The sequence below is a fragment of the Streptomyces sp. NPDC059002 genome, assembly GCF_042740435.1.
In the GTDB taxonomy this organism is placed as follows: domain Bacteria; phylum Actinomycetota; class Actinomycetes; order Streptomycetales; family Streptomycetaceae; genus Streptomyces.
In genome coordinates this window covers 1-1,470 of the sequence record NZ_JBHYJI010000157.1, presented here as the reverse complement: position 1 = coordinate 1,470, position 1,470 = coordinate 1, and the positions used below count along the sequence as shown (strand labels likewise).

General features: G+C 40.8%; 1 protein-coding gene. It reads right to left on the bottom strand.

What is annotated here, in order from left to right; translation table 11 throughout:
- Positions 1-141: 141 nt before the first annotated feature.
- Positions 142-1,292 (bottom strand): IS3 family transposase gene (locus ACFWZ2_RS43615; protein WP_384555359.1). Its coding sequence is split into 2 segments (ribosomal slippage): positions 142-1,019 and positions 1,019-1,292, totalling 1,152 coding nucleotides; the frame shifts between segments, so codons are not numbered across the junction.
- Between the last annotated feature and the right edge of the window lie 178 nt (positions 1,293-1,470).

Sequence of the window (1,470 nt, the reverse complement as noted above, 5' to 3'; positions counted from 1 at the left end):
GCCCCATTGTATCGGCGGCTGTTGTTGCCGGACTAGTGGCTTGGGCTGCCGCCAAACGATGCAGATAATCTCTGACCATAAGAAAAACCCATGCTGTTCCGGGACTGACCCCCGTTTTTGAGACAGGGATCAAAACACCTTTTAAACAGCCAATTGCCGATAATTTATCGGTGATTGGTTGTTTAGTTTCGTTTGAATACGAATATTGTTATAATAATGAAAGTATTCTATGACAGTGCGTTCTACGATGGCGGTCGTGGTTCGATCAATGCTGTTAAGATAGAACGTTTCAGACTTTAGTGAGGAATGAAACGATTCGATGGAGGCATTATCAGCGGGTGTCCCTTTGCGGGACATGCTCATGGTAATGCCTTTTGTTTTAACAGCTTTCTGATACTCGTAAGATGTATACACAGATCCTTGGTCACTATGTAACACGCAGTTCTCAGGCAGTGTTGGCAGTTGATCAAGTGTGTGTAAGACAAAGTCTGTGTCCTGCTTATCTCCAATCGTAAAAGCAATCACTTCTCCATTATATACATCCAATATACTGGAAAGGTACAATTGTTTCTGTCCATAAGGCAAATACGTGATGTCTGTTACTAGTTTTTCAAGAGGATGATCAGACTGAAAGTTCCTATCTAATATATTGTCGACCACGGCATATGGCTGCCCATTCTTCTTGCGCTTTTTCACCTTAACCCGGCACTGCCACTGATTTTTCTGCATAATACGCTGAACCGTTTTATGGTTAATACACATTCTCTTTTTTAATATAGCTGTGATTTTTCGATATCCATATCGATACTGGTGCTCTCGGCACAACGTGCCGATTTGTTTTTCTAAATGGCGCTTGGGATGATCTTTCTTCAGATTCTTCTTCCAACGATAATAAGACGAGCGAGAGATACCTAAATGAATACAGATATCCTGCACGGTCATTGTGCTGTGCAATTCTTCTACAAGTTCGACTGACGTTTGGCTATCAACTTCCTTTCCAATTCGTTGTACTTTTTTAACACTTCATTCTGTTGTCTCAGATATCGATTCTCTGCCTGCAGTTTCTCTAATTCGGAAGAATACTCCGGACCTTTTCCATAAGTGTATTGCTTACCAACAGGCTGTTCAAATCGATGTGTATCACCAGCCTTATACCATCTGACCCATGTCTTAATCTGCGTATTATTTTTGATATTCAACTCCTGCATGATCTCTTTCATAGGTACGCCTGCCAATCTCATTTCTACAGCCTTCTGTTTCACTTCAACCGGATAACTCACTCTTGTCCCCATAGAAAAAACACCTCCAAGTCTAATTTCGGATAACAATCATCCGTATTCAAACTTGAAGGTGTTTTTATTTGTCTCATCTTATGGGGTCAGTCCCTTTGGGGTGATGGCTTTTTTGTTACACAATAAAAAACCTCCCTTTTTAACAGGAGGTATTATCGATTCATCGCATGATATTTAT